The organism is Mycobacterium numidiamassiliense (genome assembly GCF_900157365.1).
Classification (GTDB): domain Bacteria; phylum Actinomycetota; class Actinomycetes; order Mycobacteriales; family Mycobacteriaceae; genus Mycobacterium; species Mycobacterium numidiamassiliense.
In genome coordinates, this window is sequence record NZ_FUEZ01000003.1 from 288,902 (window position 1) to 311,284 (window position 22,383).

Annotated in this window: 22 protein-coding genes; 4 read left to right on the forward strand and 18 right to left on the reverse strand. The window is 65.0% G+C overall.

Annotation, left to right across the window (positions count from 1 at the left end; all coding sequences use genetic code 11):
* Positions 1-179 precede the first annotated feature (179 nt).
* The 4 genes from MNAB215_RS01115 to MNAB215_RS01130 all read right to left on the reverse strand — a co-directional run bounded on the left by MNAB215_RS01115 (position 180) and on the right by MNAB215_RS01130 (position 3,871).
* Positions 180-1,457: an amidohydrolase gene (locus tag MNAB215_RS01115; protein ID WP_077078320.1), complete on the reverse strand. Its 1,278-nt coding sequence runs from the start codon at positions 1,455-1,457 to the stop codon at positions 180-182.
* A gap of 4 nt (positions 1,458-1,461) precedes the next feature.
* On the reverse strand, positions 1,462-2,379 hold the full coding sequence (locus MNAB215_RS01120) for a TIGR03564 family F420-dependent LLM class oxidoreductase (protein ID WP_077077081.1): 918 nt from the start codon (positions 2,377-2,379) through the stop codon (positions 1,462-1,464).
* A gap of 152 nt (positions 2,380-2,531) precedes the next feature.
* A complete protein-coding gene (locus MNAB215_RS01125; protein WP_083746044.1) occupies positions 2,532-2,804 on the reverse strand; it encodes a hypothetical protein in 273 nt (90 codons plus the stop codon).
* 176 nt (positions 2,805-2,980) lie between these two features.
* A complete protein-coding gene (locus tag MNAB215_RS01130) occupies positions 2,981-3,871 on the reverse strand; it encodes a DUF1295 domain-containing protein (protein WP_165691511.1) in 891 nt (296 codons plus the stop codon).
* A 71-nt stretch (positions 3,872-3,942) separates the two neighbouring features.
* On the opposite strand from MNAB215_RS01130, the gene MNAB215_RS01135 reads away from it, so the two are divergent.
* Complete coding sequence (locus MNAB215_RS01135; RefSeq protein WP_077077083.1) at positions 3,943-5,046, forward strand: cystathionine gamma-lyase; 1,104 nt, start codon at positions 3,943-3,945, stop codon at positions 5,044-5,046.
* Here MNAB215_RS01135 and MNAB215_RS01140 read toward each other — a convergent pair.
* The 9 genes from MNAB215_RS01140 to MNAB215_RS01180 all read right to left on the reverse strand — a co-directional run bounded on the left by MNAB215_RS01140 (position 5,043) and on the right by MNAB215_RS01180 (position 14,407).
* Positions 5,043-6,107: an NAD(P)H-dependent amine dehydrogenase family protein gene (locus tag MNAB215_RS01140; RefSeq protein WP_245830094.1), complete on the reverse strand. Its 1,065-nt coding sequence runs from the start codon at positions 6,105-6,107 to the stop codon at positions 5,043-5,045. The genes MNAB215_RS01135 and MNAB215_RS01140 overlap by 4 nt on opposite strands.
* A complete protein-coding gene (locus MNAB215_RS01145) occupies positions 6,104-7,219 on the reverse strand; it encodes an ABC transporter substrate-binding protein (protein WP_077077084.1) in 1,116 nt (371 codons plus the stop codon). The genes MNAB215_RS01140 and MNAB215_RS01145 overlap by 4 nt, the downstream gene beginning before the upstream one ends.
* 33 nt (positions 7,220-7,252) lie before the next feature.
* On the reverse strand, positions 7,253-8,335 hold the full coding sequence (locus tag MNAB215_RS01150) for a phosphotransferase family protein (RefSeq protein WP_077077085.1): 1,083 nt from the start codon (positions 8,333-8,335) through the stop codon (positions 7,253-7,255).
* Entirely contained in the window at positions 8,332-9,489 is a 1,158-nt protein-coding gene (locus MNAB215_RS01155; protein ID WP_077077086.1) for an Rv3169 family protein, read from the reverse strand. Before MNAB215_RS01155 ends, MNAB215_RS01150 begins: the two co-directional genes overlap by 4 nt.
* Before the next feature lie 71 nt (positions 9,490-9,560).
* On the reverse strand, positions 9,561-10,541 hold the full coding sequence (locus MNAB215_RS01160) for a zinc-dependent alcohol dehydrogenase (RefSeq protein ID WP_077077087.1): 981 nt from the start codon (positions 10,539-10,541) through the stop codon (positions 9,561-9,563).
* 19 nt (positions 10,542-10,560) lie between these two features.
* Entirely contained in the window at positions 10,561-11,622 is a 1,062-nt protein-coding gene (locus MNAB215_RS01165) for a phosphotransferase (protein WP_077077088.1), read from the reverse strand.
* The gene (locus MNAB215_RS01170) at positions 11,619-12,476 is read right to left on the reverse strand and encodes an alpha/beta fold hydrolase (protein ID WP_217348895.1); all 858 of its coding nucleotides are present in this window, start codon (positions 12,474-12,476) and stop codon (positions 11,619-11,621) included. The genes MNAB215_RS01165 and MNAB215_RS01170 overlap by 4 nt, the downstream gene beginning before the upstream one ends.
* Entirely contained in the window at positions 12,460-13,704 is a 1,245-nt protein-coding gene (locus MNAB215_RS01175; protein ID WP_077077090.1) for a DUF1214 domain-containing protein, read from the reverse strand. The genes MNAB215_RS01170 and MNAB215_RS01175 overlap by 17 nt, the downstream gene beginning before the upstream one ends.
* 10 nt (positions 13,705-13,714) lie before the next feature.
* Positions 13,715-14,407, reverse strand: a complete 693-nt coding sequence (locus MNAB215_RS01180) for a TetR/AcrR family transcriptional regulator C-terminal domain-containing protein (protein WP_077077091.1) — start codon at positions 14,405-14,407, stop codon at positions 13,715-13,717.
* Positions 14,408-14,476: 69 nt separating this feature from the next.
* Here MNAB215_RS01180 and MNAB215_RS01185 point away from each other — a divergent pair, with 69 nt between their 5' ends.
* Together MNAB215_RS01185 and MNAB215_RS01190 are read left to right on the forward strand one after the other, a co-directional pair.
* Positions 14,477-15,628, forward strand: a complete 1,152-nt coding sequence (locus tag MNAB215_RS01185) for a sulfotransferase family protein (RefSeq protein WP_077077092.1) — start codon at positions 14,477-14,479, stop codon at positions 15,626-15,628.
* A gap of 14 nt (positions 15,629-15,642) precedes the next feature.
* Entirely contained in the window at positions 15,643-16,488 is an 846-nt protein-coding gene (locus tag MNAB215_RS01190; protein WP_077077093.1) for an SDR family NAD(P)-dependent oxidoreductase, read from the forward strand.
* A gap of 22 nt (positions 16,489-16,510) precedes the next feature.
* On the opposite strand, the gene MNAB215_RS01195 is transcribed toward MNAB215_RS01190, so the two are convergent.
* Genes MNAB215_RS01195 through MNAB215_RS01210 form a run of 4 tightly spaced genes read right to left on the reverse strand, consistent with a single transcriptional unit; the run spans position 16,511 to position 20,895 of the window.
* Positions 16,511-17,536: an LLM class F420-dependent oxidoreductase gene (locus MNAB215_RS01195; RefSeq protein WP_077077094.1), complete on the reverse strand. Its 1,026-nt coding sequence runs from the start codon at positions 17,534-17,536 to the stop codon at positions 16,511-16,513.
* Between the two features lie 3 nt (positions 17,537-17,539).
* A complete protein-coding gene (locus tag MNAB215_RS01200) occupies positions 17,540-18,745 on the reverse strand; it encodes a cytochrome P450 (RefSeq protein WP_077077095.1) in 1,206 nt (401 codons plus the stop codon).
* Positions 18,746-18,762: 17 nt separating this feature from the next.
* Positions 18,763-19,977 (reverse strand): amidohydrolase family protein, encoded by a 1,215-nt coding sequence (locus MNAB215_RS01205; protein ID WP_425436386.1) that lies wholly within the window; start codon positions 19,975-19,977, stop codon positions 18,763-18,765.
* 42 nt (positions 19,978-20,019) lie between these two features.
* On the reverse strand, positions 20,020-20,895 hold the full coding sequence (locus MNAB215_RS01210; protein ID WP_077077096.1) for an enoyl-CoA hydratase: 876 nt from the start codon (positions 20,893-20,895) through the stop codon (positions 20,020-20,022).
* Positions 20,896-21,069: 174 nt separating this feature from the next.
* On the opposite strand from MNAB215_RS01210, the gene MNAB215_RS01215 reads away from it, so the two are divergent.
* On the forward strand, positions 21,070-21,930 hold the full coding sequence (locus MNAB215_RS01215) for a pyridoxamine 5'-phosphate oxidase family protein (protein ID WP_245830095.1): 861 nt from the start codon (positions 21,070-21,072) through the stop codon (positions 21,928-21,930).
* 27 nt (positions 21,931-21,957) lie between these two features.
* Here the strand turns inward: MNAB215_RS01215 and MNAB215_RS30080 are convergent, their stop codons facing one another.
* Positions 21,958-22,374: a hypothetical protein gene (locus MNAB215_RS30080; RefSeq protein ID WP_245830096.1), complete on the reverse strand. Its 417-nt coding sequence runs from the start codon at positions 22,372-22,374 to the stop codon at positions 21,958-21,960.
* Positions 22,375-22,383 lie beyond the last annotated feature (9 nt).

The following is a 22,383-nucleotide window of genomic DNA, read 5'->3' on the forward strand; positions in this document are numbered from 1 at the left end:
CCTTCGCGCCTTGGGTCTTGGGGGCCCTCCGGACGAATGTCCCACGAAGACAACCGAATCCACCTTCAGTGCATCAAGCAGCGAGCGCAGCTCCACCACCATCGAGGCCGCCGTCGATTAACGAGCATCGATCCCCACCGTACTGGCTCAACACGGCGCCCAGGCCGGAAGGCGTGGATCTATGATGCGGGCCGCAGCCAGGCGAGAGCCGCCACGACGAGCGCCTGTGTCCCTATGTCGAGGGTCGGCTGGACGACAGGCGCGAAATTCGGGGCGTGGTTGACCGGGATGTCCTCGCTCATCCGGCCCGCGGCGAAGGCACGCCAGAACTGCTCGGCATCCACGCAGCCGATGAACCAGTAGGTGCCGGGCGCGCCCAGGGCCGCGGGGATGTCACCAAAGTCTTCGCTCGCGGTGACGGGCGGAATCTCAGCGAACTGGTTGCCGAAATATTCGGTGAAGGCCTCGGCGACGCGGCCGGTACTTGTGTCGTCGTTGATGGTCGCCGAAAACTCGTCGTAGTGCTCGATATCGGGGTCACGTGGACACCCGGAGGCCTGGCACTCGGCGACCACGATGCGCCGGATCGCGGCCAAGACGGTTTTCCGAACCGCGTCGTCATAGGTGCGGACATTGATCTCCAGGACCGCGTGGTCACCGATCACATTGCTCTTGGATCCGGCGCGGACGCTGCCGACCGTCACCACCGCAGTCTGGGTGGGGTCGACTTCACGCGAGACGATCGTCTGCAGCCGCAGCACGATCATCGCGGCGAGCACCACCGGGTCGATGCTGTGCTGCGGCATGGAGCCGTGTGAGCCCCGCCCGTAGACGGTCACCCGCAAGCTGTCTGCCGACGCGAGGATGGGGCCGCTACGGGTCCCGACGAAACCCGCCGGACCCGGGCCCACGTGCTGTGCCAGCGCGACGTCGACCGGTGGAATCAGTTGTGCCAGGCCGTCTTCGACCATCTGAGCAGCTCCCCGCCCCAGCTCCTCGGCCGGCTGGAATACGGCGACGATAGCGCCGGCCCACTGCCCGGTGTGTTGCGCCAACAGCGCCGCGGCACCGAGTAGACACGTGACGTGGGCGTCGTGTCCGCACGCATGCGCGACGGGGACCTCGTTGCCGGCGTCGTCGGTCGAACGGGCTTTGCTGGCGTAAGGCAACCCCGTCGCCTCCTTGACCGGCAGCGCGTCCATGTCCGCACGCAGCAAGACGGTGGGGCCGTCCCCGTTCCGCAGCACTCCCACGACGCCGGTGCCGCCGACCGCGCTGTGTACCTCGTAGCCCCAGTCCCGCAAACGCTCAGTCACGATCGCGGCCGTCCGACGTTCTTGATTCGACAGTTCCGGATGCTCGTGAAGGTCGCGGTAGAGATCTTCTTGCCATCCCCGCACCGTCGGCAGGTCTTCGAGGATGGCGGCGGTGTGGGCGCAGGGAGTCACGGGCGCGATCCCGTCAAGACGCCCAAGCCCGAAGGCACGCTCGGGTCCTCTGCACTCCCTCGGGCGAAGGGTCGAACGGGATGGCGACGAACTCGTCCACCCCCGCGTCGCGGAGGTCATCGAGGTGGGCGGAGACGGTGGACTCGTCGCCGATCAATGCGGCATCCTCCGGGCCGGCGAAGCCTTCTCGATCAAGCATCGCCCGGTACGACGGGAGATGGCCGTACATCGCGAATTGCTCGGCGGCCAGCGATCGAATGTTGGCAACATCGTCGGTGACGCTGACCGGCAGTGCGGCGGCCACCGCAACCGATCCGTCGGCGCGTCCCGCGTCGACGGCCGCGCCGCGCAGGGTGGGTCCGACGTGTTCGCGCAGCGTCTTGGGGCCCGTCATCCAGGTGATGGTTCCCGCGGTGCGCCGGCCCGCGACTCGCAGCATCTGCGGCCCCAACGCGGCGACGTACACCTGGGGCGTCGGGGCATCCGGGATCTGCAGTGCTCCCCTGGTCGTGACGAGCTCGCCGGGCGCGTCGGCCGGTTCGTGGGCGAGCAGCGGCAGCAAGCCGTCGAGGTACTCGGACAGTCGTTTCACCGACCGATCCCAGGAGATACCCCACATACCCTCGGTCACGGCCCGGTGGGTGACCCCGATGCCCAAGGTGAACCGTCCGCCGCCAATGATGTTGAGTGTCAACGCCCGTTGCGCGAGTAGGGTCGGGTGCTGGTTTTGGATGGGCACCACTCCGCTGGCAACTTCGATATCCGGGACTTCACGCAACGCGGCGGCCAGCACAGTCAGCAGGTCGACGTCGAAGGGCATCTGCGTCATCCACAGCCGCGCGAATCCTCCCTCGCGCGCTTCAGACAGATCGCGGATGGCCGACTCGAGGGGCGTCGTGTTGTTGAGATTGGTTATCAGGCTGATACGCATGGAGTGACCTTTCGCACGTAGCTGGGTGCAGCGTATGCGATGGCAATCACGTCACCCCGCCCGGCAGCACAGCTCGTCCCAAACGACAGTCGCCTTGCCGGTCTAATCGGCAAGGCGACTGTCGGAATCAGTTCCGGTGCAACATAGGTCGGCTAGATGCAGACGCCGAAGGCGCACGGAGGAGGCGGCGGCGGAGGGCCGTAGAGTCCGGGGCCGCCCCAGCCGGGGCCACGCCAGCCAGGTTCGCCCCAGCCGTGGCCGCCGCCGTGCCAGCCATCGCCGTGCCAATCGTCCAGCTGCACATGCTGGGCCGGCCCCGGAATGGTCTGCGGCGCCGGAGCCGCGCTGGCCGCAGTGGCCAGTCCGATGGCCGAAAGACCAAGCGCACCAGCGATTGCACCCGTACCGACAATCCTCTTCAGCATCATGGCGTTCCCCCCACTTGAGATTCTGATCCGAGTCATTCGTTCTTCTGTAAGACAGCGAGTCATTCGTTCTTCTGTAAGACAGAAGGTATATAGCTACTCTATGAATCTGCTTTGTTGACCCTCTGCGGCCTGTAAGCGGGTGGGACGGGATCGGGCCTACAACTAATTGCGCACTACACCTTGGCTTTTCGTGGTGGACGCGGCACGAATCGCGACACCCGGTCCACGACGTCTTGATACGACGGGCGGCGTTGCAGGCTCCGCTCCTCCATCATCGGGATGCTCGCACCGACGAGCATCGCCAGCATCGCCACCGCTCCCAGGAGCAGCCACCACCAGTCCCCCGGCGCCGCCGCGATGCCGAACAACGCGACCGCGACCCAGAAGCTGAACTCACCGAAATAGTTGGGGTGGCGCGACCAGCTCCACAGGCCCCGGTCCATCGCAGCACCCGCGCGTCGCTCGGCCACAAAACGGTGCATCTGCAGGTCGGCGACGAATTCCAGCGCCACGGCGGCCAAGCCCACTGCGAAGCCGACCCAGCTGAGCCACACCAACCCCGGCCCGGGTCGGGTCACCGCCACGTACGCCGGAACCATGGCCAGGAAGACCTGCAGCGTCGGGATGAGGTGGATGGCCGAAAGGTCGGCCAGAATCTCCCAGCGTCCGGCCCGCTGCTTGAACATCGGGTAGCGCCAGTCCTCATGGTGTAGGCCCGGGAAGGCATACACCCAGTTCGCGGTCAATCGGATCGCCCACAGCACCACCACGATGGCCAGCAGCGAGCACCGCAACACATCGACCGCGGGTGCGGCCTGGCTCCACCAGTAGAACAGCAGCAGCGGCGGAACGACGCTCCAATACGCGTCGTAGAAACTGGAGTTGCGGTAGGCCCGGCTGAAAACGAAAACCACCAGGGTCGCCAGCACGTCGGCGATCAGGGTGTCGAGCCAGAGCTGTCCGGTGCGCGGGCCCCATGCCAGCCACGCCGCTGCCACCGCGGTGGCAATGATGTACGCCACGGTGACAAGCCATAGCGATCGCGCCTTGCTGACCGTTGTCATTCTCGGAGCGTAACGAGGCCGACCGTGGGTCTGGCCCCCGGCCAACGCGTACCCGTCCATAATCCTTAGTGATGAGCAGTCACAATTACGGCGATTCCACCCGCAGCCTCAAAGCTGTAAGTGCGCAGGCCATTCCGGGACAGCCCGTGTCGCCGCCTGCGGTGCCGGCCGCCACCTACCATTTGTCGGACGACGACGCGGACTTGGATACCTACGGTCGCGCCTCCAATCCCACCTGGCGGCGGCTGGAATCGGCGCTCGCCGAACTGGAGGGCGCGAGCGGCGCGTTGGCGTTCGGCTCGGGAATGGCCGCCATCACCGCCGCGCTGAACGTGTCGACCAAACCCGGGATGGTGTTGGTGCTGCCGGCCGACGGCTACTATCAGGTGCGCCGCTATGCGGCCGAATACCTTGTGCCCGTTGGGGTTACCGTGATCGAGGCGACCAGCTCGCAGATCATCGATGCCGCCGCCGGCGCCGACGTGGTCCTGGCCGAAACTCCCACCAACCCGAAACTGGACGTTGTCGATCTGCGGGCTTTGGCGACGGCGTGTCGGGGTCGGGGTGCGCGCCTGATCGTGGACAACACGACCGCCACACCGCTGGGCCAGCAGCCGCTGTCGCTGGGGGCCGACCTGGTGGTGGCCAGCGCCACCAAGGGACTGTCCGGTCACAGCGACCTGCTCGCCGGATACGTCGCCGCGAACCGGCCCGATCTCATCGCCGCCGTAGACCGTCAACGGCTGCTCGCGGGCGCAATCCTGGGCGCATTCGAGGCGTGGTTGCTGCTACGCAGCGTGGCCAGCGCCGGACTGCGCTTCGAACGCCAATGCCACAACGCGCAGGCCCTGGCGACGATGCTGCAGAGCCATCCGGGCGTGCGCGCGGTGCGCTACCCCGGGCTGGCCGACGATCCCGCCCATCCCGTGGCGGCGGCGCAGATGCGCAGATTCGGCGCGCTGGTGTCCGCCGAATTGGCCGATGCCACGGCCGTGCACGCGCTCGTGCGGCGCAGCGAGCTGCTCATCGCCGCGACCAGCTTCGGCAGCGTCCACACTTCGGTCGATCGCCGGGCCCGCTGGGGCGATGCCGTCGCGGACGGTTTCGCGCGCATCTCCTGCGGCATCGAGGACACCGACGACCTGCTCGCCGATATCGAACGCGCCCTCGGCTAGCGCGCCTCGGGAAATTGATACGCGCCGAACACGGCGGGGATGACAACCCCTGGGGGCGACTCGAGTACGTAGGGAATGGCGCGGATCGCCGTCATCGCGACCGCGGCCTGGCCGCTGACGACGCCTGGTAGGCCCTCGACCGCGGCATTGTCGAACTTGAGTTCCACGCGCAGCAACGGGTAACCCTCGACGATCACCCGCACCAGGGATTGGCTGTCTTCCGAGAGGTCCCGCTCCGCGATGTCGCCGGTGGCGGTCCAGTACTCCTCGGCGACTAGGACGCCGACTCCCTTTCGGTACGCCGTCCACGACATGATCTGGCCGACGACAGTGCCGGCCGGCAGGACTCCGCAGGCAACCTCGATGTCGTGGTCGGATGTCGCGGTGTGGATGCTCGGTCTGATCTCGTCGATGGTCAGCCCGAGAACGTCCGCGGTGGCGGCCAGGGATTGTTCGTATTGCGACGACAGCCCGCGGAAGACCCGCGAGTCGACGCTGAGTTCCTCCGGCGGCTTACCCATCCCCATCAGGTCGACCAGCATCTGGCGTTCCGATATGGCCCGGCAGTCGACGAACTCCTGCACCGTGATCCGGTCCACGCGCCCCGACAGCCCGGTGACGGTGGCGGCCAGCCGCTCGAACATGAAGCCGGGGTGCTCGCCGGCCGCGTGGAATCGGCTGCCGCCCGCGGCGCAGGCGTTGTTGATGCGGGCGTGCACGTCAGCGCCGTAGGTGGGCAGGTGACTATAGGAGGTGATGGTGATGACGCTCTTACCCGATTCGAGCAGCGCGACGATGTCGTCGGTGTTGGTGTTATTGGGGAAAGCCTTACTGGCGGCGTGGATCACCACATCGGCGTCCAGGGCGAGGATCGCCGCGCGGTCGTTGGTCGCGAGCACACCGGTGGGCGGGCGGCCGACCAGTGTGCCCGCGTCGACACCCACCTTCGATTCGGTGAACACGTACACCCCGGCAAGGTTCAGGTCGGGGCTGTCGATGATGGCTTGCAGAGCGGCGCCACCGACCGGTCCCGTCGCCCACTGGATGACCCGAATCGTCATGGCAGTTGCGGTGATTCGATGAGGCCCTCGATGGTTCCGTGCAGCACGCTGCGGCTGCCGTCGGGCAGGACGCGACGCGCCACCAGGAACTCGCTGCCCATCCACCCATGGCGGATGAACTTGCCGAACCACAGCCGGGTGCCAGGCGCTCCGGACGCCGCGGGCAGCATCTTGATCTTCTCCAGGGCCCCTTTGACACCCGGCCCTGACAGCGGCCGGGCATCGGCCAGTGCAATCGCCATGATCCGGCCGACGTCGTAGCAGTAGAGCGGCCAGAAGTATTCGGGGCGGCGGCCGTAGCGCGCCTCGAACCGGTCGAGGAATTCTTTGCCGGTCTGGTTGCGTTCGTCGTACTGATCGAGGCCGATCCAGCCGGCGAGTTGGTGGCGCCACCACTCGCTGGTCGCAGCGAATTCGAACGCGGTTGTGGTGTAACGCGATGGCATCCAACCGATTTCGCTCAGCGCGTCGTTCATCCCCGGGATGCCGAGGCCGAAACCGACGTGCAGAATTCCGTCCGGCTTGTCGACGGCCAACGCGGCGATGGCGGCGCGTTTGTCGGACTCAACCTGCGGGATGGGGACCTCGCCGGTGATGCGTAGACCGACGTCGGCGCATGCCGCCCGCGTGGTCCGCAGGTATTCGGTGCCGATCAGCGAGTCTTCGAACGCGATGCCCACCGTGCGGCAACCGTCGAGCGCCGCCACCGTCGCCATGATGATCGGCTCCTCCTCCATCGACCCGGCGGGGAGCCCGAAAACCCACTCCCCGAGCATGGTTTCGCTGGCGCCCATCGTGATGCAGGCGACCTCGGCGGCGTCCTCCACGTAGCGGCGCAGGGCCACACCATTTTCCGATACCCAGGGCCCGAAGATGACGAGCACGTCCTGGTCGAGCAGTTCGTGGAACGCATCGCGGACCGCCCGAAACGATCCGTTGGGCAGGCCCTGTACGGCACGTACGACGAACTCAACCGGCCGCTCGAAGATGCCCTGCTCGGCGTACTCGTCGAAGACAAGGCGCAACGCGTCGAGGATGTTGTCGTCGTATCCGCCGTGCTCGTCGAGATAGTCGACGAGCAAACCGATTCTGGCCGGGGTCACCGCACTCATGTCTTTAAGATAGTGATGACTATCTCAAAAAAGTCAACCGCGGACGCCGAGGCGCGCCTCGAGCAGCCCCACCGCATCGAGGTCCTCGACCGCCTCGGTGGCGCGGATCATGGCGGGCCGCGCGATCTCGATGGGCTGCCACGTGGATCCCATTGCGGCAGTCGAGGTGGCGGCAATCCACGAGTACACCGAAAACAGCCGGTACTGTTCGCGCGCGACGCCCTCGTCCAACGTGTGACCATGCGACTCGAACGTGCGTCGATAACGGCCGAGCAGGTCGTCCTCGTGAGCGCGGCGCACATCGGTGGGTATCGAGTTGCACATGAAGTAGGCGAAGTCCCTCATCCCCGGACCGCGGCCGGCAACGGCCCAGTCATAGAAACCGGTGCGACCGCCGTCGACGAACAGATTGCCGATGTGACTGTCGCCGTGGATCAGCGTGCGCTCTCCCTCGCCGAAAAGAGCCGCGACGTCGGTGAGGTGTGCGATGTAAAACTCCGCCAAACGCGTGAACACGAGCGGCATTTCGGCGCCGAACTGCTCGAGCGCCATCCTGATGAACATCGAACGGCGCGCCTCGACCTGAGGATCGGCCGGCTTGGCCCGCATCCCCTCGGCGGTGCGCAACCACGGCAGCTTGCGGCCCTGATACGCCGCGTGCAACGTCGAAAGTTCCTCCACAGCGGAATGGGCCACCTGCAAGATGTCTTCGTCTGCAGTGGCGGGGAACCGACAACCCGAGGCTGCCAAGTCTTCGAGCACCATCACGAACGCGCCGTCGGCCGGTTCGTACGCGCTGTACCAGACGTGCGGCACTCGCACGGGTAGCTCGCCGCCGACGTTCGCATACACGCGAGCCTCGGCCACGCCCAGCCCGACCTGTCGAATCAGCTTCCGCTGATCTTCGCTGAACGGCTGCAGCTTGACGAACAACGTGTCGGGCAGCTCGCCGCCGGACGTCAGTCGGACCCGCGCCCGACCGGTGGTGCCCGAGTGGGCGTCGATCACCTCAACCGCGCTGACATCACGGTCCAGCGCCTGGCTGAACCACGCCGCGGTCAGCTCACTTACCTCAGCCGGAATCGCGATCCCATCTGCGGACACCTTTGTCGTCATCGGCTCACTGTAAAAGGGGTCGACCCTTGGCCAATCCCGCCTGGGTGGCCATCGAGGAATCCCGTCAGCCCGGTGGGTTGATGGGGACCGAGGTGGATCTGCTCGACGACGCCGACCCCGCGGCGATCACCCATCTTGGCGAGGACGAGGTTCTGGATATGGATGGAGGAGAAGTCGATCGGATCAAAGTCATCCAAACGTATTGATTCGCGGCCGGTTTCGAGTGGTCCGTGGAAGGACCCGTGGCCCCAGTGAGGATGCCAGTAGCCGATGCCACGCATGCGGAAGGTGAGGACCTTCTCGATCTCGACCAGCGTCTTGCCCTCGACCGGGTCATGAAATGCCAGCCGCGCCCGCTTGATTTCTCGCCGTCCGGGTTCCCACTCGAGTTCGTAGTCGATGTCGTGGCACTCGCGCACGCCCTCCTTGCCGTAGGGCGACGCGCCCGCCGGGATCGGGTCGAGGATGAGTGCGCTCTCAAGCCAGCGGCGACCGTCCTCGTACTCATGCAGAGCCAGGTGCGTGAAGCGATCTCCGAAATGCAGTGGCGCCCAGAGCCAGAAGACCTGAAACGGCATCGGCTGACGCTGCACCTGCAGCTGCTCCCCCACGGGTCGCACCCCCCAGGACCGGTCGCGGGTGCCGGACACCTCGCCGGGGTCGATGCGTAGCTCGTTACCGTCCACGACGACGGCGCCCTCCCAGCTGCCCCACTGCGTGAGGCGGGTGTGGTCGGTGAGCAGGATGCCTTCCGGGCTCCGACGCTGCTGTCGGGGTTCTTCGATGGCGACCGTGGTGGCGCGAAAGGTCAAGTCGCAACTGATGTCGTGTTCGTTCGGCTCGACGACGAAGCGGATGGTGCGCATCGGCTCGGTCACCTCGATGCGGATCGGGCCGACGGTGGTGGCCCGGTCCAGCGGCATCGCGCCGGAGGCGAAGATGGAGTGCTCGACTCCGTCTTTCACCAAGCTGAAGGCCGCGTCGATGATGCCGCGCACTGGGTAGTGGCCCATGGCGGCGCCGAAGTAGAAGCCGCCGTCACGCTGGTGGCCGTTGAACCAGTACCGGTCGTAGTGGTTGGGGTCGCCGGTCGCCGGGGTCGCGATCGGATCGGCCGACGGGTGGATCGGGTAGTCGTCGAATGGACTGAGCACCGTTTCTCCTTGGGGTCAGAGTGTGGCGACTGCGCCGCCGTCGAGTTCTGCAGCGCGGGGCGAACCTTCGGTCATGGCACCACCAGAATCTTCCGGTCGCCGGCCTGGGTCAGCAGGCGCGAGAAGGCGTCGGTAATGCCGTCGAGGGTGACCTGCCCGGACACAAACGCGTCGGCGTTGATGCCACCCGACTCCAACAACCTTGCCGCGGCGGCGAACTCGTCGCCGCGGTAGTACATGGCGAAGCGCATCTCGACCTCCTTGACCAGCGCGGTCACCGGCAGGATCGAGTCGGCCGATACGCACACACCGGCAATCACCACGCGGCCACGGGTGACTGCCGCGTCGATGGCGGTTTGCACCAGCCCGGGGGCGCCCACGCATTCGAAGACGACGTCGAAGTCTCGCGGTGGCGGATCGTTGTCAGGGTCGTGGGACCCGGTGGCACCGAAGGAGGCTGCGCCCTCTCGGCGCGCCGCGACAGGATCGCTGACCACCACTTGCCGGGCACCCAGGCGGTGCGCCCAAACGGTCACGGCCAAGCCAACATTCCCGCCGCCGATGACCAATACGTTGTCGCCGGCCTTGACGCCGCCCATTGCGGCGGTGTGCAGGCCGACCGCGAGCGGCTCCACCAAGGCACCCAGCTGGCCGATATCCGCATCGAGGGCCACCGTCTGTGCGGCACCGACTCGGACGTACTCCGCGAAGGCGCCCGGCGAGGCGCCCACGCCCAGTAAGTCGACCCGTTCGCAGTGCGCGGGCTCGTCGGCGAGGCACCACCGGCATTGCCCGCAGGCGATCAGGGGCAGCGACGCGACGTGTTGGCCTTCTCGCCAGCTGTCACGGACCGCGCTCCCGACGGCCACGACTTCTCCGGTGAACTCGTGGCCCAGCACCGAGCCCGCGGGGAGGAACGTGTGGGCCTTGAGGTCTGAACCGCAGATTCCGCACGCGCGGACCCGCAGGACGAGTTCGTCGGGCTGTGGGTCCGGGTCGGCGATCTCGACGACCTCGAACACGTGGTCGTCGGTGAGTAGTGCGGCGCGCATCAGGGCGCCTCCCTCGTAATCATGTGGGCAGCAACGAGAACGCGTCGAGGTCGGTGATGGCGGCCGCGGATCGCTCCGCCATGACGGTGAACATCCGATCGCCGCGCTCGGTGGGCTGCGCGACCAGGGCCCCGAGGACGGTGACAAAAGGAGCTTGAAAAAGCGCGTATCGGTAGTCTTCCCAACAGGTTTCACTGTCGTAGCCGGTGACGCCGAGTTCGACCAGTCGGTGATGGTAGGCGTCGACGATGCCGCGTTCGCCAGCACGTCGATCTGGGGTCGAGAGCCCGGTGGCGACGAGCAGGGTGACGTCGCGCAAAGGCAGTCCGGACGAGACGACCTGCCAGTCCACCGCTATCACCGGATCGGCCGCGTCCGGCGCGGAGAACAGCAGGTTATCCAGGCGGTAGTCGCCGTGCAGTAGTGAGTAGGGCTCTCGTCCACCGGACGTCCACGCGATGAACTCATCGGAGTAGCGCTGCAACACCGTCGCCGTATCCGGGTCCACGGCGTAGCGCTCGAGAAATTGCTTGGTGGCGTTGGCCAGTAGCTCGCCGGTGAATTCCGGCATCGCGGTCAGGTCCGGGATCGCCCAGGTGAGCTCGCGGACTGGCGGAGAGTTCCACGTCCGCGCGTGCAATCCGGCGACGTTGATGGCGGCGGCGCGCGCCTCTACGATCGAGCAGCCGGCGATCTGATCGCCCGCTTGCGCGGGGGCGAGGTCCTCCAGCAGCAAGGTGAAGCCGTTGTTGGCATCGTCGGAGACGCTGAGGAAGCATTGCGGGACACGTGCTTTGATGCGATGCGCGAACTCCCGATAGAAATTGGTTTCGCAGCGATACCCCAGCGATCCGGCCGCCCTGCTGTTGGGATCGGCGGCCGGGAGTTTGACGATCAGGCGTTGGGGCCCGTCACCGGCTGCGTAGTCGATCGCCAACCGGAAGCACGAACCCATCTGCCCGGTACCGACCGGCTCGGCGGTCACGTCGCGCACCGTCGCGTCGATCCCGTGGTGCTGCAGCGCCGCGGTCAACCACTTCGCGTCGATCTGCTCGACGGTGTCGACTGCCTGCGGCTTCACGAGACGGCCGACTCGGTCGCGTGGGCGGCGAGGTGCTCGAGGAGCATCGTGGAGAATTCCGCAGCGGCCAGCTCGGGAATCCAATGGCCGATACCGTCGATGACTTCAAACCGATAGGGGGCGTCGACGTGGCGAGCGGTCAATTCGGCTCCTTCGCGTGCGATCGCAACGTCCTCCGGTGACCACACGAACAGCGTCGGCACGGTGATGTCGGGCAGCCCCATGGTGGTGAAGTCGTAGGCCCGATACCAGTTCAGGGCGGCCCGCATGGCCTCCCTGCTCCCCAGCACCTCAATGTGTGGCGCGGTGTCGAACCCGGCGAGACCGCTGTTATCGAAGGCGAACCGTAGGAATTCCTCACCCATATTCTCTTCGGAGCCAAGCCTTTTCATCTCCGGCAGGTAGGCCGAGCGTTGAGGCTGGTCGCTCGTAGGGTCCGCGAAGGCAGCGGCCCATGCCGACGGGTGGGGCACCGAGACAATCGTCAGGGTCTCGAGCCGCTCCGGGTGGGCAGCCGCCAGATGCCACGCGACGATGGCACCCCAGTCATGGCCGACCAGATGAAAGGTGTTGGCGCCCAGTTCATCCGCCATGCCTATGGCGTCCGCGACGAGCAGGTCGATGGAGTAGTCCTCGATCCTGTCCGGACGCGCTCTGGGTGAGTAGCCACGCTGTTCCGGCGCTACCGCGCGATATCCGGCCGACGCCAGCGCGTCGATCTGGTCGCGCCATTCCCACGAGGACTGCGGGAATCCGTGCAGCAAGAGGACGAGTGGCCCATCGGACGGGCCCGCGCTGCGGGCCGGAAACGAGCATGGCCCGACCGTGAGTTCGAGGTTATGGGCGGGGTTCACCTGGTTCTCCTTGACTGACACGTCGTTGTCCGAAGCGGGCATCGAAGGACTGCACAAGCTTTCGCCTCTCTAGCGCTCGCTGCTCCGGCGACACGGGCGGCAGGGCCCAGCGCTCGGCCACCTCGGTGACCCGCACGACAGTGCAGTGCGGAATCGGGAGATGGCCCTCGGACAGTTGCCAGCGGATCGCCATGTGGCCCTCCCGGTGATGCGCAGTTTCGAGCCAGTTGGCCGTGCCCGGATCCCGCTCCGCGACAACGATGGCGACCGAGCCGTCATCGTTCACATGAGCGTTGTCACAAGTAAAGCCGCTGAAGACGTTGCGATAGTCGAAGGATTCATACCACCCGTTGCCCACCTGTACGTCCCAGTAGCCGCACGGTGTCGGTGGTGTCACCTCGACGACGAGCGCCTCATCGGGTTCCAGCGCCCACCTTGCGGTCACCGCGTTGCCTCCGGGCACTCCCCCACTGATGGACGTGGGGTCACCGATGTCGGTCACGAAATAGTTCTTGGCAGAGGCCTTTTCGATCATTTCGGACTGCATCAACGGAACGAGGATCGAGAACGTTGCCGCGGCCCGAGCCAGCTGCCCGGCAATGTCGTCGGTCCGCAGCGGAACGGTCGTCTGACTCCCCGAGCTGACATTCTCGATCTCGAGCCGCTCCATCGGGTGGACATCGTCGGGCGTGCCGAAAAACTGTCGGAGCAGAACGGATACCGTCCACTGGTCGCTCTCGACCCAGTTGACGGCCCCCTGCGGCCGTTCGGGGGCGACGAAGATTTCGAACGTGTCGTCGGGGCCGGCGACGATGTCGGGTCGAAAGATGGCGTTGCCGAAGGGTGTCAATCCTGCCTGGACGCCCTCGGGCGAGCGGCCCAGGATGCAGGAGACCCACCGCGCCGAACCGCAGGTGCCGCTGATCCGGAAGGTATCGGTTCCGTTGACCGGCGCGGATAGATACAGACCCTGTGGGTTGTCGCCGCCCATTTTGAGATGCGGGTCCAGCGCCGGCCAGAAGTAAGGATTCGAGGTGCTGCGGTTCTCGGTGGCGCTGAACAGCGTCAGCCGCGCCATCCGGGCCAGGTGACGGAGCCCCTCGGCGAGGTCGATCTCGTCGCTGGTGATGGTCTTGGAAAGGGCGTCGATTCCGGCGGATTCGACGGCGCGACACCAGGAACTCCACGCGGTCGACGCTTCTTCGAGTCGACCGTCCCAATCCGTCACGGCGCCTCCGTCATCCGTCGCCGAGGTCGAACCCGTACCGCGCGGCTATCCCCGACACCAGCAGCGCTAGCCGTTCCTCGAAGGCCTCGTCGCTGTAGGGATCGCGTGCGGCAACCGCGGGAAGAACCGCGAATGTCGATGCGGCACGCCGGCCAGATGCGGCGAGGATGAGCGCCGGCCAGCCACGCCCGTCGGCGGTCTTGCGTCGTTCGCGAACCTGCTCAATGCCGCTGCCCAACGCCATGTCCGTGGCGGCGGCCCAGGCGCTGAGTGCTTGTTCCGGCGTGAAGCCCTGCTGACACAGCACGTTCAGCGCCTCATCGACGAACGCGAGTTGCGTGTCGTCATCAATCGACCCGGCAACGAACTGCTCGAGAAGCGCCGGCTGCGAGGCGAAGGCCCCACGGATATAGCGAGCGTTCACCACAAGCCAGTCGCTCCAATGTTCGCCGGCGTGCACGGGTGGCTTGCTGCGGCTCATGGCCCGCTGCGCGGCGAGGCGTAGCAAGTCATCTCGACCCCGCACATGGTGATAGAGGCCGGGAACGCTCAAGCCCAGTCGCTCGGCAACGCGATCCATGGTGGCCTCGTCGACACCGATCTGTAGTACCGCGTCCGCGATTGCGTCAGCATCGACCCGCGCCGGCCGCCCTCGTCGGCTCCGGCCGGGCGCCCGTGGCGCGCGGTGCGGGGCTACTGCCATCACAGATTGACTTTAACCATACGAATTTTAATAATCAATCTGAAAATTGGAGGCGAGGAGGCCTCACGGATGTTCGAAGTCGATGCCCTGCTCGAGCGTGCCGCTGACACAACGGGAACCGACGACTACGGCGACCCCTCGTTTCGGAGCGGGCTCACGCAGTTGGTGGACAGCCTGAATCACGAAGCCCGGTTGTCGGAGCTCGGATCGGTGATGGCCGAGTCGTTTTTGATCTCCACACTGACCAATCGTCTACGGGTCGAGGCGTGGCGGGCCGCTCATCCCGAGGTGGCCGACGAGCGGGTCGAGGCACCGATCGTGATCGTCGGCATGTCGCGTTCAGGGACCACGCTGCTCAGCCACCTGCTCGGCAAGGACGACGGCCTGCGGTCCCTGCTGCGATGGGAAGCCCTCGAGTCGGTACCACCCCCCGAATCGGCCACCTACGCAACCGATCCGCGCTATCGCACCGCCGTCGAGATGGACGCCGTGAGCGATGTGGTGCTCCCTGGCTTCAAGGCCATCCACCACGATCCGCCCGACGCGCCGGTGGAATGCAACACGCTGCTCGCGCATGCGTTCAACAGCACCGTGTTTGCGACCGTCTATTTCGTACCCAGCTATTTCCGGTGGATCATGTCCGCCGATCCTTCTCCGGCGTATGCCTTCCACCAGCGCATGCTGCAGCTGCTGCAGTCCAAAGTGCCCGGGCGCTGGAATCTCAAGGGGCCACAACACGGCTACGCCCTCGAGGAGCTCAAAAAAACGTATCCGGACGCGACGCTCATCGTCACCCACCGGGATCCGGCCGTGTGCACTGCGTCGACGGCCAGCCTCATCGCATATCTCAATGAGAAAACGAGCGACGGCACCGATCGCACCGTGATCGGCGACGTCACAACCGAATTCATCGCTCACTGCGCAGGTGGCCTGACGGCGTATCATCAGGGACACGGACCGTCGTCCATGATCCATGTGGCCTATCCGGACTTGGTCCGCGACCCGCTGGCGATGGTGCGTACCGTCTACGAACAACTGGGCCGTGCTTTGCGCCCACAGGTCGAGGCGGCGATGGCAGAACTCATCGGGACACAGCCGCAACATCATTACGGTGTCCACCGGTACACCGCCGAGGACTTCGGGCTCGATCGCGCCGTATTGGACGAGCGATTCGCCTCCTATCGCGAAACCTTCGATGTCGCAAGAGAACAACGAGGCTGAGGAGCCGATTTGCCATGACCAATCTCGATGGACGACGAGCCCTGGTGACCGGTGGCGGCACCGGCATCGGATTCGGCTGCGCGCAGCGCCTACTCGCGGCGGGCGCGCATGTCACGATCGCCGGCCGACGAGAAGACGTACTACAGGATGCCCTCAAGCGGCTCGACGCTTCCGCTGACAGGGCCGCGCTGGTCGTCTGCGACGTGACCGACGAAAACCAGGTCGAACGGGCGATCGAGGTGGCCGCTGACGGTCGCAATCTCGATGTGCTGGTGGCCAACGCCGGCAGCGGGTTTCCCGGCGCCATCATGCAACTGGGATCGGAAGCGTGGGACTACGTGCTGCGCCTGAATGTGATCGGAACGGCGCTGTGCATCAAGCACGCCGGACTGATCATGCGCGGTCATGGCGGAGGTTCGATCGTCACGATCTCCTCGACGTCGGCGACCAAGGTGCAGCCCTGGCTGACGGCCTACGTGACATCCAAGGCCGCGGTGGACATGCTGACCCGCAGTGCCGCAATCGAACTCGCCCCGCACAATATTCGGGTCAACGGCGTGCAGCCGGGCTACATCGCGACCGAAATCGTCTCCCTTGTCACCCCGGGGCGCCTTGACCGGACCTACCATCGCGCTACGCCGCTGAGTCGGCCCGGCACGCCGCAAGATATCGGCAATGTCGTGACCTTTCTTGCCGGCGACGAAGCGGCGTGGATCACCGGTCAGGTGTTCGGCGCCGACGGCGGCCTGAACATCCCGGTGATGCCGAGCATGGCACCCATCGCCGAAACCGTCTACGGACCAGATGTGGTCGCCGAGTTCGCAATTCCGGATCTCACTGCACTCAACGACGCGCAGTAGCGATGTAGGCGGGTCGTCCCGATCAGTGCGATCGACGGACCTCGGCGAGCACCTCGGCGATCACAGGTTCGGGCGTCGCGTTGGGGAACCCGGGCAGCACGCGGTCGATCACCCCACTGCAGCGTTTCGCGAGGGCGTGACCGACCCGCTCGATCGGTGCGACGACGGCGAACTCCCTGAGGATGTCGTCATCGATCAGATCGGCCATCGCGTCCCATTTACCGGCTAATGACAGCGCGCGCAATTGTGGTTGCAGATCACCCCAGCCGTGCAGTTCGAGCACCCTCCGATAGTCGGGCGTGGAGGCGTAGAACGCTATTTGCTTGCGGAACGACGCAGTGGCAGCGGCCATTTCGTCCCCGTCGCGCCCGGTGACGATGAAGACGGGGCTGGACACCTCGAAGTTCGCCCGGTCCCGGCCGCTACGTGCCAGACCTCGCAAGACTGCGGGAGTTGTCACCTCGTCGAGGTAGCGGCGAGTGGTGAAGGCGTGCGCAAGCAGTCCATCGCCGACCTCGGCGCACATCTGTGTCATCGCCTCGCCCACCGCGGCGATGAAGATCCGCGGGGCGGGTTGTGCCATGGGTTCAGGAGTGAACATCGGCGTCATCAGCTTGTGGGTGTAGAACTCACCGTCGAACGTGAGGCGGCCACCGGTGGACCAGCTGCTCCAGATCTCCTTCAGCGCGGCAACGAATTCCGCCATCCGCCGTACCGGGTGACTCCATGGCATGCTGAAACGCTTCTCGATGTGGCTGCGGATCTGAGTCCCCAGGCCAAGGATGAATCGACCATCGGAGAAGCCCTGTAGGTCCCAACCGAGATTGGCCACGATCATCGGATTGCGCGCGAACGCCACGGCGATGCTGGTGCCCAGAGCGATCGAGTTCGTGTGTTCGGCAGCCAGAAGTAACGGCAGGAACGGGTCGTGGTTGATTTCACCCGTCCAACAGCCGTCATAGCCTGCGCTCTCATGAGCGCGCGCTACGTCGGCGACACGATCGAGTTGGCTGGGGATGCCCCGGTCGATCTTCAGCTCGCCGACCATGCCTTAACTCAACACTCGGACCGGGACGTGGCTCCAACCCGCGACGTTCTGCATGTTCACCCGCTTACAACCGCGCCAATCCACTTCGTAGCGCGGCATGAAGTCGAGCATTTTGTCCAGGGCGATAGCGGTTTCCATCCGCGCCAGTGCGGCGCCCAGGCAACTGTGAATTCCGTATCCCAAGCCCAGGTTTTGCGATTGCGCGCGGTCGCGGTCGACGTCGAAGCGATCTGGATCAGTCCAGGCCTGCGGGTCACGGTTCGCCGAACCCCCGACCAGGAACACTGGCCGTCCCGCCGGGATGGTGACACCGTGCAAGGTGATTTCGCGCAGCGAGCACCTGACGTTGTACTGGGCCGGGGCCTCGTACCGGAGCAGTTCTTCCACCGCGGCTGGGATCTTGCTCCGATCATCGAGCAGCTTTTGCCATTGGTCTGGATACTTGGCGAAAACGACTGCGGCGCTGCCCAACAACTTGGTCACGGTCTCAGCCCCGGCTCCCCCCAAAAGAATTGCGAATTCCGTAATCTCGAGGTTGTCGAGGGGAGTCATCTCGCCGTTGTCGCGTTCCATTTCGGCTTGAATGAGCTGGCTGAGCAGATCATCGCCCAAGTCGTTGCGTCGCTGTTTGACGAGCCGAAAGTAGTAGATGGCCATGTCGATAGCGGCCTTCTGTCCTTCCTCACTCATCTCGACCTCGCCGGCGTCCCGGTGCAGAAATTCGTCGATCCAGAGGCGAATCTGTTGATGATCGGCCTCGGGTACGCCCTGCATTGTCGTCATCACGTCGACGGGGAAGGGGGCAGAGAAATCCTGAACGAAATCGAAGCCCGAGGGGTCGACGGCCGACAGGTGCTTCTCGATCAGGCTCGTCACCAGCCCGCGATGCGCTTGAATCGCGCGAGGTGTGAAGACCTTATTCAGCAAGCTGCGCATCCGGCGGTGTACCGGCGGATCCATGGCGATGATCGAACCGTGCTCGGTGACAACCCCTTTGCGCACCTGGGCGAGGTCTACACCGTACGCCGACGAATATGCCTCGTGGTCCTTGAACGCGGCGGCAACATCCTCGTGCCGCGTCAGGGCGTAGAAGTCGTAGTGCTCGCTGTAGTAGACGGGCGCTTCCGCGCGCATCCGGCGGTAAATATCATAGGGGTCGGTGAAAAAGTCTTGCGAGAACGGATCGAACACCACCGTGGCTGCGGTCATGCGTATGCCGACATTCCCTAGGCCGTGGCAGTGATATTCGCCCCGAGCAGCTCAAGGGCGTTGTCACGCATGACCTTTCGGACATCTTCTGGGCTGAATTCGGGGAATTGAGGGATATCGTTGACGAAAGTCATCGGATCCTCGAGACCTTCGCCGTGCGGCCAGTCCGATCCGAACAGGATTTTGTCCACACCGATGGTGTCGGCGAGCAATGAGACGTCGTCCTCGTAGTAAGGCGCGATCCACACGTGATTCCTGAGCTGCTCGACCGGATCTTCCTTGAAGTGGTAAGGCGCAGAATTCGCCGCTTTCTTCAACCGCTTGATCAAGCGGTACACGAAATACGAACCGTTCTCGATACTTACGGCCTTCAACTTGGGATGCCGGGTGAACACCTGATGCACGATCAACGAGGCGAAAGTGTCGTGAATGGCCCGGTCATCGGTAAGCACTTGGTCGAGCGGGTCCTTCTTGCCGAACCCTTCGAACTTGGGGTTGCCGCCCCACAGCGCCACGACGGCCCCGTAGCCGCTGTCGCTGAGGTGGAAGCCGACCGGAACACCGGCTTCGGCCAGCCGCGCCCACACCGGATCGTGCAGGGGGTCCCCCAACGAGCGTGGCTTCAGCACGCCGGGAACAGGGGCCGGCCGCACCAAGACCATCCTGGCGCCCCGTCCCAGAACGAATTCGACTTCCTCGACGGCCTTGTCCGGGTCGGCCAGCGAGATGATCGGTGCCGCCAGGATCCGGCCGTCGGGACGGTCGAAACCCCAGTCCTCATCGAGCCACAAGTTAAACGCGTGCACCGAAACCATCGTCGCTTCGATGTCGTGTTTCAACGCCTCTTCGACACCACAGGCGAAAGTCGGCAACATGAACACGGTCTCGAGGTTTTGCGCATCCATGATCTCGATGCGCGCAGCGCGGTTTTGATACTCGGGATGGTTGGCCAGCCGATCGACCTTCATCAACGACGCCGGGTCCACACCTTCGGGGATCACGCCGCGGAACAACAGATCCAGACATCCCGGCTCGATAATCGGATCGAAGGTCGGGTTCGGGATGAAGTGATTGACCTGCTCCCCCATCAACGCCCACGTGCGCTTGCCGTCTTGCACCATTTGCACGCCGCGGCGTTTGAACTCTTTGGGCAGGTGCCGCGTGAATGAATCAAGGGGCTCGTAATAGTGGTTGTCGACGTCAATCGCACGGTAATCCAGCGTTGTCATCATGTGTCCTCTCGGGTCCCGCTCAATCCTTTGGCGATTGTGCTCTCAGGCACTCTGGGCGATCAATGGCGGAAAATTGGGCGACCGCTTCTCAAAGAACGCGGTGATGCCCTCGATGAAGTCATTGCGCTGCATGGAGTCGTGCATCAGCTTCTCGGCCTTCTGACTGGTCTCCACGATGCCCATGCCGGCGTCGGCGTAGAGCTGATGCTTCATCACGGCCAGGGAACTCGGCGAGCAATTGCGGGCGATGTCCTCGGCGTAAGCGAGCACGCGATCCATCAACTGCTCGCCCGCAACCACCTCGGTGACCAGGCCAAGTTCGGCGGCTTCCTCGGCGAAAAAGGTTCTCCCAGAGAGCAATAGCTCGACAGCGACGCTCCAGCCGACCAAGCGCGGGAGGATCCAGGATATCCCGTACTCGGCGACCAGTCCGCGGCGAGCGAACGACGTCGTGAACTTGGCGCCGGCTGCGGCAAAACGGATGTCGGCCATCAGCGCCTGCGACAGCCCGATGCCGGCGATCGCGCCGTTGATCGCGGCGATTACCGGCTTGGTCAACTGGGTCAGGAAGTATGGATGCTTCTCGGCTACCAGCGCGCTGAAGTCGGTCCGCTCTCCCGATGCCGCGGTGTCCGCCGAAAGGGCTTGCATACCGCCCATGTCGGCGCCGGCGCAGAACGCGCGACCCTTGCCGGTGACGACGATGACCCGCACACCGGGGTCCGCCTCGGCCGCTTCGACACACCGATAGAACTCCGTGCCCATGGGGTTGCCCCATGCGTTCATGCGCTCGGGACGATTGAAGGTCACGACCGCGACGCCGGAATCATGAGCCTCGTACAGGACTGCGGGCTCGGTCTGGACCGGGGTCGCTGACTGGTCGTGCGTGCTCACGACGCTGTCATCGGCGACGGTCATCGGCCGGGCCTTTCTTCGCGGATCACTAATTACTCATACTGTATACCTATCGGTAGTGCGCTCTGCAAGCCACCTAGACTTCCCGGTTGCACTCCAAATATCTTGGCTTAGCTGGGCTAACGGGCGTCGGGGAAGCGCCGGAGGCCCCGCAGCGTTGACGTCGACGTGACCGCAATGGGTTTTCACGAGGGTGAGGTCGCCACGCAACGCCGAGCCGGCGTCGAAGCTGAGGCAAAACGCCTCGAGACGATGCTCGATGCGACCGGCTTGTCTGGGGGTGCTGCCCAATTCCTGGCATCGCAGCGGTTTGCCGCGTTCAGCGGGCGTGATCGAGACAGAGTCCTATGGGTCTCCCCGTTGTCCGCGCAGCCGGGGTTCCTGCGGGGGGCCGGCGACACCTTGCAGATTGCGGCCGCTCCCCGCCGCGGCGATCCCCTGCACCAGATCGCGATCGGCCAGCAGATTGGGTTGATCGCCATTGACTTCGCCACCCGGCGCAGAATGCGGGTCAACGGCGTTCTCGTTGAGACCGACTCCGGGACTATGACGGTGCGCGTCGACCAGGCGTACGGGAACTGCCCCCAGTACATCCACCGCCGCGATGTGAACACTGCCGCGATCGCCGCACCCTCTTCCAGCCGAAGGCGCGCAACGACTTTGACTGCAGCTGATCAGGCGATGATTGCGCAGTCCGATACCTTCTTTCTGGGCACGACGCATCCCACCCGGGGCAGCGATGCGTCTCACCGCGGTGGTCCGGCCGGATTCGTTCGGGTTGACTCCGGCGACCGGATCTGGTGGCCGGATTATCCGGGCAACAACATGTTCAATAGCTTCGGCAACCTGATGGTCGATGACGAGGCCGCCCTGTTGTTCATCGATTTCGCGACGGGCGCAACACTGCATGTGTCCGGTACCGCTCAGGTGCAGTGGACCAGTCCCGGCACGGACGGTGACGACGGTGGTGTTGGTCGCCGGGTCGCGTTCTCAGTTAGGTCCGTTGTTGCGTCACGCGATTCCAATCGCGAGGCGTGACGTGCACGGAGCAGGCGACACCCGCGACTAACTTGCAGGCGGGATGCGATGCCCCTGTGCCGAGCTGCCTGGATGGCGGATCGTATCGTGCCCCAGCTTGCGATTGTGCATGGGTTCGCGTGCCGCCTTCTGGTGTTCGAGCTGCCGGATCAACTCATGCTTGGCCTCGAGAAGGGCGCGGGTGATGTCGCGGTTGTCGGCGACCGCCACCAGCGCCGGGAGACCAGGCAAGGTCGTCCGCAACGTGACACGCTGCTCCTTACGGCCGCGGTCCTGCAACGAGACTTCCAGGCTGATGTCATACGGGTCCCACCGACCCAGGTGCGGCTCGAGCGTCGCCAACGCCTGCAGCACATGCGGACGTTCCTTGGCGACGAATCCCGCCCCCATGTGCAGGACGTACTCGCCGAGGGGATTAGGCGATCTGCCGCTGGACCTTCTCATCATGCTGAT